At 72.9% G+C, this 9,067-nt stretch carries 8 protein-coding genes; 6 read left to right on the forward strand and 2 right to left on the reverse strand.

Features of this window, described 5'->3' with window-relative positions; translation table 11 throughout:
• Window positions 1-109: 109 nt before the first annotated feature.
• Window positions 110-538, reverse strand: a complete 429-nt coding sequence (locus ACX28W_RS10135; RefSeq protein ID WP_458998528.1) for a hypothetical protein — start codon at window positions 536-538, stop codon at window positions 110-112.
• Between the two features lie 299 nt (window positions 539-837).
• Between ACX28W_RS10135 and ACX28W_RS10140 the strand changes: the two genes are divergently transcribed.
• On the forward strand, window positions 838-2,301 hold the full coding sequence (locus tag ACX28W_RS10140; protein ID WP_458998529.1) for a hypothetical protein: 1,464 nt from the start codon (window positions 838-840) through the stop codon (window positions 2,299-2,301).
• Window positions 2,302-2,370: 69 nt separating this feature from the next.
• Here ACX28W_RS10140 and ACX28W_RS10145 read toward each other — a convergent pair whose 3' ends face one another.
• Window positions 2,371-2,967, reverse strand: coding sequence for a histidine phosphatase family protein (locus ACX28W_RS10145; RefSeq protein WP_458998531.1), 597 nt, complete (start codon window positions 2,965-2,967; stop codon window positions 2,371-2,373).
• 249 nt (window positions 2,968-3,216) lie between these two features.
• Here ACX28W_RS10145 and ACX28W_RS10150 point away from each other — a divergent pair, with 249 nt between their 5' ends.
• The 5 genes from ACX28W_RS10150 to ACX28W_RS10170 all read left to right on the forward strand — a co-directional run bounded on the left by ACX28W_RS10150 (window position 3,217) and on the right by ACX28W_RS10170 (window position 8,897).
• A complete protein-coding gene (locus ACX28W_RS10150) occupies window positions 3,217-4,281 on the forward strand; it encodes a phosphatase PAP2 family protein (protein ID WP_458998533.1) in 1,065 nt (354 codons plus the stop codon).
• On the forward strand, window positions 4,193-5,455 hold the full coding sequence (locus ACX28W_RS10155) for a hypothetical protein (RefSeq protein ID WP_458998534.1): 1,263 nt from the start codon (window positions 4,193-4,195) through the stop codon (window positions 5,453-5,455). The genes ACX28W_RS10150 and ACX28W_RS10155 overlap by 89 nt, the downstream gene beginning before the upstream one ends.
• A complete protein-coding gene (locus tag ACX28W_RS10160; protein ID WP_458998536.1) occupies window positions 5,446-7,077 on the forward strand; it encodes a hypothetical protein in 1,632 nt (543 codons plus the stop codon). The genes ACX28W_RS10155 and ACX28W_RS10160 overlap by 10 nt, the downstream gene beginning before the upstream one ends.
• Entirely contained in the window at window positions 7,074-8,408 is a 1,335-nt protein-coding gene (locus ACX28W_RS10165) for an AAA domain-containing protein (RefSeq protein WP_458998538.1), read from the forward strand. The genes ACX28W_RS10160 and ACX28W_RS10165 overlap by 4 nt, the downstream gene beginning before the upstream one ends.
• A gap of 105 nt (window positions 8,409-8,513) precedes the next feature.
• Window positions 8,514-8,897, forward strand: coding sequence for a hypothetical protein (locus ACX28W_RS10170; protein WP_458998540.1), 384 nt, complete (start codon window positions 8,514-8,516; stop codon window positions 8,895-8,897).
• Window positions 8,898-9,067 lie beyond the last annotated feature (170 nt).

Raw genomic sequence — 9,067 nt, forward strand, 5'->3', positions numbered from 1 at the left:
GGCGCGCGCCACGCCCCGCGTCCCGCCCGTCGTCGGAGCGCCCATCGTCGGACCGTTTGTTCCTCGACCTTCCCACCCCACCATTATCGGGGCGTACGAGGAGGTCGGCTCAGCGGCAGTTGTCCGCGGCCTCGATCAGTCGCGCCGCCTCGCCGAGCGCCGCCCGCAGCACGGCCGGATCGGTCGCGAGGTCCGCCTCCTCCGGCGGGAGCAGCCAGTCCGAGCCTTCGACCGGGGGCTCGGGGGCCAGCTGGAGGCCGCGGCCGTTGGTCTGGGTGCAGGTGCTGCCCGGCACGTCCCAGGCGTCGGCGGTGCCGGGCGGCACCAGGAAGCCGAGGGTGTCGCAGCCGTCGTCGTGCAGGACGGGCCCGACCGAGTCGCTGGAGCCGCGGCGGAGGATGTCGACCGCCTCCAGGCCCTGGCGTGCCGGAACGGTCACGAGGTCGCAGTCGGCGACCGGCTGTGGTGAGGCGCTGCACTCCGGGGACGGTCTGTGCTCGGCGGTCGACAGCGACGTACGGAACTCGGTGCTCTCCATCCCGGCCTCCAACACGGAACCCCTCCTCCTGCACGAGTGGGTCGGGAGTTCGGGTGCGCTCCCGGTCCATCGGGTTCAACGCGTCGGAACGTCAACGGCTACGGCGGAACACCGCCGCAAAGGATGGCAGTTCATGGCAGATCATGCATGAGATATCCGTTTTGTAGCTAAACGCTGCGTGGCGACGCCGTCACAGCAGGTACGTTCTTGCTCCGCCGGGACAGGGCACCACAGGCAGTACACGGACAACTCGCCTTGGCTCCGGCATGGTTCGACGGTTCGCAAGAGAGGGCCCGGCCATGACGTCGTCAACGGTGACCTCGTCCCAGTCCCCCCAGCCACCGCGGCCGAATCTCGCCTTCCGGCGGCTGCGCGGACAGCGCTCGCCGGGCGAGTTCGCCGCGGCGGTGCGGCGAGCCGCGCGCGAGATCGGCGAGCGGGTCAGCTGCGACGCGCGCTATGTCGGGCGGGTGGAGGCGGGCGAGATCCGCTGTCCCAACTACGCGTACGAGCGGGTGTTCCTGCACATGTTCCCCGGCCGCACGCTGACCGACCTGGGCTTCTCACCCCGCTCGTCCGTACGCGGCCGAGGGGCGCGCCCCACCGATGAGGCGCCCCCTCCTCGCACCACGAGCCTTCCGTACGCCCCGGATGAAACCGAGGGGGCGCACGAGCCGTATGACACCACGCAGGACCCGCACTTCCTGTACGAGCAAAATGATCAGAACCACGAGGAGAGCGACGTGCAGCGTCGCGCATTCATGACCGGAGGCACCGTCACCATGGCGGCGGCCTCACTGGGCCCCTTCGGGGTCACGTTCGGCTCCGCGGCCGCGGCCGCGGACCGCCGTGTCCACCGGGTGGGGGCGTCCGAGGCGGGCGCCCTCGAAGAGGCCGTACGCAAGATCCGGCTGCTCGACGACCGGCATGGGGCCGACGGCCTCTACCGGCGCGCCGCGGCACCGCTGCGGACCGCGTACGAGCTGCTCGACGCGGGCACCACCCGGCAGACCACCACCGACCGGCTGTACGCGGGGGCGGGCGAACTGGCCATCTCAGTAGGCTGGTTGGCGCACGACTCCGGGCGCTACGACGACGCGCGCTCGCACTACGCGGAGGCGCTCGCGACCGCCCGGATGTCCGGCGACCCGGGCCTGGAGGCGCACGCCTTCTGCAACACGGCCTTCCTCGCGCGCGACGCGGGCCGCCCACGCGAGGCGGTGCGCGCGGCGCAGGCGGCGCAGCGCGCGGCACGCCCCCTCGGCTCCCCGCGTCTGCTCTCGCTGCTCTCGCTGCGCGAGGCGGGCGGCTGGGCGGGGCTCGCCGACCGCCCCGGATGCGAGCAGGCGCTCGCCCGCGCGCAGACCCTCTTCGAGCGCGGGCCCTCGGAGACCGATCCCGAGTGGATGACCTTCTACGGGGAGGCCGAACTGGAGGGTCTCGAGGCGCAGTGCTGGTCGACGCTGGGCGACTGGCCCCGCGCGGCCCGGCACGCCCGGCGCGCCGCGCACCTCCAGGACCCGCACTTCACCCGCAACATCGCCCTCTACACGGCCGAACTCGCCGACGACCTCGCGCGCGGCGGCCGCCCGGACGAGGCCGCCCTCGCCGGCATGCGCGTCCTCGACCTGCTGGGCGAGGTCCAGTCGTCCCGCATCCAGACCATGCTGGCGGGCACCGCGCGTGTGCTGCTGCCGCACCGCAGGGCATCAGGGGTCTCGACGTTCCTGGAACGCCACGCGAGCCTGCCGCGAACGGCGTGAGCGGAGCCACCCGCGAAACCGGCAGATACCGGCAGATACCGGCGGATGCCGACAGATACCGGCGGACGCTTACGCGGTCAGGTGCCCGCAGTCGTTCCACGCCTCGATCGCGGGCTCCCCGTAGGCCCAGCCGAGCACCGACAGCGAGGTCGGGTTGAGGCGGATGCGGGCCGCGAAGTCGAGGGGGAGGCCGAGCCAGCGGGCGCCGATGGAGCGGAGGATGTGGCCGTGCGCGAAGACGAGAACGTCACGGTCCTCGGCGCGGGCCCAGGCGACGACCTCGTCCGCGCGCGCGGTGACCTGCTCCAGGGTCTCGCCCTCGGGGACGCCGTCGCGCCAGATGAACCAGCCCGGGCGTATCCCCTGTATCTCGGCCGGGGTCATGCCCTCGTAGGCGCCGTAGTCCCACTCCATGAGCGTGTCCCAGGTGGTCGCGCGCTCGCCGAAGCCGGCCAGTTCGCATGTCTCACGCGCGCGCGCCAGCGGACTGGTGCGCACCTCCACTCCACGGAGCCCGTCGAAGGGCGACCGGTGCAGTCGCTCGCCCAGGACCTTGGCGCCGCGTCGGCCCTCTTCCAGGAGCGGGATGTCGGTCCTGCCGGTGTGCTTGCCGGACAGCGACCATTCCGTCTGTCCGTGCCGGGCCAGCAGGATGCGCGGTGCCATGAAAAGGAGCCTTTCCGGTTCAGGTGACGAATGGGTCACTCCATCATCGCTCACCCGCGTATCGGGCAACCCGGCGGGCGATCTCTGCGTCTACGACAACCGGGGGCGCCTCCTCAGGTCGTTCACATACACCGTAAAATCGGGTGTGGCCGAGGATCGTCTCCATCACACTTACGGACAGTCGGGTCGCGTCCAGCAGGACTGCCAGGGCTGTCGGGTCACCGCAAGCAGATGGGGGAGGGCGATCGGATGCCGCAGACCGATGCACGGCGTAGCGAGGCGGCACCGCGCGCCTGGCTTCGCCGGTGGACCGAGCTGCGCACCACCGCCGCATCCCGCTCGCGCCTGCGCTGGTGGACCGAACTGCCGCTGATCCTGATGGTGTACGCCTCGTACTCGGCGGGCCGGCTGCTCGCCCGGGGCGACACCGCCAGTGCCGTCGACCACGGCCTGGAGATCCTGCGCATCGAGAAGGCGCTCCACCTCAACGCCGAGCACCCCCTGAACCGCCTGTTCACCCGCGAGGCGTGGCTCGGTATCCCCGCCGACTTCTGGTACGCGTCACTGCACTACCTGGTGACGCCCGCGATCCTCGTCTGGCTCTTCCGCTCCCGGGCCGTGCGCTATCGCGCCGCCCGCACCTGGCTGATGACGTCCACGGTGATCGGCCTGATCGGCTTCACCCTGCTGCCGACCTGCCCGCCCCGACTGCTCTCGGCCGGCTACGGCTTCGTCGACACGATGGCGCAGTACAGCTCGTACGGCTGGTGGGGCGGTCAGGCGAGCGCGCCGCGCGGGCTGGGCAGCATGACCAACCAGTACGCGGCGATGCCGAGCCTGCACGTGGGCTGGTCGCTGTGGTGCGGAGTGATGCTGTGGCGCTACGGCCGCACGCGCGTCGTCAGGCTCGCGGGCATCGCGTATCCGCTGATCACCACGATCGTCGTGATGGGCACCGCGAACCACTACTTCCTCGACGCGGTGGCGGGCGCCGCCGTGATGGGGGTCGGACTGCTGCTGACCCCGTACGTGATGCGGCTCGCGGGCCGGGTGAAGGCACTGCTGGACACTCGTTTCGCTCGCGCCGCGGGCGCCTCGCCCAGCGCACGTTCCTCGATTGTCAGTGGTGGATGCCAGACTTCGACGGGTGAGCGAATTCCCCGACAGCGCGAGTCCCGAACCGGGCCGGGGCCCGAGCAGGGCGCCGAGCCTGGAACCGAGCCGGGTGCCTTCCCCGCGGACGCAGGGGAAGGCGCTGCGGATTGGGGTCTCCCCTGCTCGAGCGAAGCCGAGAGTTTGGGGAAGGCTCGCTGAGCTGCGCGGTCCGGCCGTACCGCCCAAGGCGCTGGACGCGCGTGCCCTCGCGGCGCTCGCCGCGAACCCGGGGTGCGAGCGGCGCGCGCTGCTGGACGGCGCGGGCGTCGACAAGGCGAAGCTGGCCGGTGCGCTGGGTTCGCCCTCCGCCTTCGGGCAGTCGCAGTTCGCCTTCATGCGGGGCAACGCGTTCGAGGCGCGGGTCAAGGCCGACGGGGGCGCGGAGCTGCTGCGGCTCGTGCACGAGAAGCTGGACCCCGGCGCCGAGCCGCCCACGGCCGGTGTCGTCCCCGACCTGACCGCGGTCGGTCCCGAGGGGCGCGCGGCGCGTACGGCGCTCGCGCTGCGCGAGGCCACCGCCGCCGGCGTCTGGACCCTGCTCGACCACCCCATGCTCGCCCTCGACGTCGCGGGCTCCCCCGCCTTCCTGGAACCGGACGCCGTCGTCGTGCACCCCGACGGCTGCTGGACGGTCGTCGAGATCAAGTCCTTCCCGATGCTGGACGGCTCGGCGGACCCGGCGAAGGTGGGCGCGGCCGCCCGCCAGTCCGCGGTGTATGTCCTCGCCCTGGAGGAGGTCGCCGCGCGCCTCGGCGCGGAGCCGGAGGGGCCCGAGGCGCCCCGGGGGCGGAGCGCCCAAGACAGCGGCCCCGGCCCCGAGGTCCGCCACCGCATCCTCCTGGTCTGCCCCAAGGACTTCTCCAACCTCCCGACCGCGTCCGCCGTCGACATCCGCAAGCAGCGCGCGGTCACCCGCCGCCAGCTCGCCCGCCTCACCCGCGTCGAGGACATCGCGGACGCCCTTCCCGAGGGCACCTGCTTCGCCCCCGAGCTCCCCGCCGACCAGCTGTCGACCGCCGTCGAATCGGTCCCCGCGACCTACGCCCCCGAGTGCCTGGCCGCCTGCGAACTCGCCTTCCACTGCCGCGACCGTGCCCGCGCCGAGGGCGCCGTGACGGCCCTGGGGCGCTCACTGCGCGCGGAGCTGGGCGGGCTGACGACGGTCGGGGACGTGCTGGCCGCGGCCCACGGCGAGGCCGGGGACCCGGACGACCCGGCGGTCGCGGCCCTGCGCAGGGCCGCGCGGCTGCGCGCGGAGACCTTGGGAGGGCGCGAGACGCGCCCCGGCCGAACCGGTCAGGAAGAACTTTCGGAGGTGGCTCCTTGTCGCTGATCGCCACCCTCGCCCGGCTGGAAGCCGTCGAGAGCGGGCGGGCGCAGCCCGCCGCCACCGTGCGGCACCGGCATCTCGCCGAGCGGCCGCTCGTGTTCGTGCCACTGATCACCGCGGGTGAGGCCGGAGCCCCCCTCGGTGCGCTCGTCGGAACGGACCGGGACGCGCCGCGCCTGCTGGTCGTGCCGCAGCCCCGGGACCGGGACCTGCGGTTCGCGTTCCTCGCGGAGCTGGCCGACATCGTCCTGCCGTACGTCGACGGGTATGCGGAGGCCGTCGAGGCGGCCGAGCGCAGCGAGACCGATCCGGAGACCGGCAAGCGGGTCAAGGTCGAGGTCGAACTGTGCGCGGACGCACCACAGTTGATCGTGCCGAGCCGAGCGGGTGTGGAGTTCGTACGGCTGCTCGGGCGCTCCATGCGGTTTCGGCGCACCGCGGAGCAGGAGCCGGAGGCGCCCCATCCGGCGCCGCCCCGGGTGCCCTTGCTCGGGCGGTGGCTGACGCACTTCGGGGAGCGGGCCCGCGTGCCCGGCTCCGCCCTGCTGCTCGCCCTCACCGACGTACTGGCCCGGCATTGGACCACCGGCCAGAGCAGCCTGGAGGACCAGCACCTGGGCGCGCTGCTCGCCTGGATCGACCCCCCGGAGGGCGAGTCGGGCGCGGCGGCGGCGCTGCGCGCGGAGCTTGGGCGGGGCCCCGACGAGCAGCTCCTGTGCCCGCCCGCCGGGCCCGCCACCGACCCCGCCTTCGACAACAAGCTGCTGGCGCCCGCCATCGAGCGCTACGACCGCGCGCGGACGGCGCTCGCCGCCGCCGCGGACGGCATGGAGGCGGACGACCGGTTCGGTGAACTCGGCGCGGCCGAGGGGGAGATCCATGCCCTCGTCGAGCGCGTCACGCGGCCCACCTGGGATGCGGTGTGGCGCGGTCTGGATCTGCTGCGGACCCTGCCCGAGGGGGCGCACGCGGCCGACCGGTGGACCCGCGACCGCTGGTCGTTCACCGGCCACCGCGACCGGATCACCGCGGGCGAGCCCCCGCAGCCGCGCCGCGACGACGCGGTCACCGCGGCGAACAAGCTGGCCACGCGCGAGCGCGAACAGGCCCGTCTGGAAGCGCAGGAAGCCCTCGACGATCCGCTCGTCATGGCCGGCCGGCGCCTCGCCGGCGAGGCCTTCGCGGGCGAGGTCACGGACGTCGTCATGGCGTACAGCGAGGGCAAGCGGCCCAGCCCGCGCCCCCTGGTGACCGTCCGCACGGACGACCGGCCCTACCTCGGGGAGCGTACGAAGGTGTTCCGGTCGCTGGGCGGGAAACCTCAGGCGGCGGAGTTCGTCGGGTACGAGGAGTTCGTCGGGCGCGAGGGGGATGAGGTGAGTGAGGTGAGTGACGGTCTTGTGGTGCTGCGGATCGTCGACAAGATGGGGCGCGGCAAGGAACCCGAGGTCGGGTCCGTGCCGGTGAAGGGGGACCTCGTCTGCTTCACGCTCTTCGAGCACGAGCAGCGGGGCGGCGCGAAGCTGCCCGACCCGGAGGAGACACCGTGGACGCACGGCGGGCCTCCGGGCGAACCCGACGCCGTACCGCAGCCGGACCCGGTGACGGAGGACGACGTCCTGTGACCACCGTCTTCGACCCGGCGGCCGCGGCCACCCGCGCCACCGACGCGATCCTGCGCGACACCCTGCACGGCACCCACCGCGGAGTCGTGGTCGACTCCCCGCCCGGCGCCGGAAAGTCGACCCTCGTGGTGCGCGCGGCGCTCGAACTCGCCGCCGCCGGAAACCCGTTGATGATCATCGCGCAGACCAACGCCCAGGTCGACGACCTGGTGCTGCGGCTCGCCGAGAAGGACGCGGAGTTGCCCGTCGGGCGGTTGCACAGCAGCGATCCGGACCCGTACGACAAGGCGCTCGACCGCTTGGAGAACGTACGCAAGTCCACCAAGGCGGCCGACCTCGCGGGCCTCGACGTGGTCGTCTCGACCGCCGCCAAGTGGGCCCATGTCAAGGGCGTCGAGCCGTGGCGGCACGCGATCGTCGACGAGGCGTACCAGATGCGGTCGGATGCGCTGCTGGCCGTGGCGGGGCTCTTCGAGCGGGCGCTGTTCGTGGGCGATCCGGGGCAGTTGGACCCGTTCGCGATCGTGGGTTCGGAACAGTGGGCGGGGCTGTCGTACGACCCGTCGGCGTCGGCGGTGACGACGCTGCTCGCGCACAATCCGGAGCTGCCGCAGCACCGCCTGCCGGTGTCCTGGCGGCTGCCGGCGTCCGCGGCTCCGCTGGTCTCGAACGCGTTCTATCCGTATACGCCGTTCCGCAGCGGGACGGGACCCGGTGACCGGAGACTGAATTTCGGTGTGCCGTCGGACGGTTCGGGGCCCGATCGGGTCATCGACGAGGCGGCGGAGGCGGGTTGGGGGCTGCTGGAGCTGCCGGCCCGGCACACGCCTCGTACGGACCCCGAGGCGGTGCGGGCGGTGGCCCAGGTCGTACGGCGGCTGCTGGACCGGGGTGGTGCGGCCACGTCGGAGCGGTCGGCCGATCCGGTGCCGCTGACGGGCGACCGGATCGCCGTCGGCACGGCGCACCGGGATCAGGCGGCGGCCGTGCGGGCCGCGCTCGGTGACCTCGGTGTCACGGATGTCACCGTCGACACGGCGAACCGGCTCCAGGGGCGCGAGTTCGATGTGACGGTGGTGCTCCATCCGCTGTCCGGGCGGCCGGACGCGACCGCGTTCCATCTGGAGACGGGGCGATTGTGTGTGCTCACGTCCCGGCATCGGCACGCGTGCGTCGTGGTGAGCCGGACGGGGGTGACGGAGCTGCTGGACGACCATCCGTCCACCGAGCCTGTACAGCTGGGGGTCACGGTGAAATTCCCGGACGGGTGGGAGGCGATGATGTCCACGTGGGATCACCTCTCCGAACACCGGGTGACGTGGACGCCCTGATCGCCGCGCTGTCCGGGTCTTCCGGGCGTACTTGCGCGGGCGGGGGACAATGGACGGTGGGCCATCCATGAAGTGGGCCCCCGAACTGTACGAGGAGGAGAAGACATGGCGGAGCCCACGCCGCGTCGGAACGAACCGCGGCTACGCCCCGCGCCCCTGCTCTTCGAGCCCGCGGAGGCGGCCGGTGACCCGGAGCACTTCTTCGATCTCGAGTCGATCGACGATCCTCGGGAGTTGCTGTCGCGGGCGACGGAGCTGACGCTGGCGTTCCGGGCGGCGGCCGATCGGGCGCTCGAGTTCCAGGCGATCGCGGCCGCGCAGCTTGCCGATCCTCGCCGGTTCGACCGGCTTACGCCGGCTGCCATCGGGGAGCGGGCCGAGTGGACCGAGGACTACGCGAAGAAGATGGTCGAGTTCGGTCGTGATCTGCTTCGGGGGGCGGAGGAGAACGGGCACGGGCTCGGGCATGGGGTCGGCGACCACGCGTGAATCCGGGGCGGGTGCCGGGGTGGGTGCCGGGGTGGGGTTTTCGCCCCCGCCGCCCCTACCCGTCCCATCCGTACCTGGGGGCTCCGCCCCCAGACCCCCGCCAGGGGCGCTGCGCCCCCTGGACCCCCGCCAGGTATCCCAGCCCGTCCGGCGTTTGAGGACGAGGCCGT

The organism is Streptomyces sp. SD15 (genome assembly GCF_054462255.1).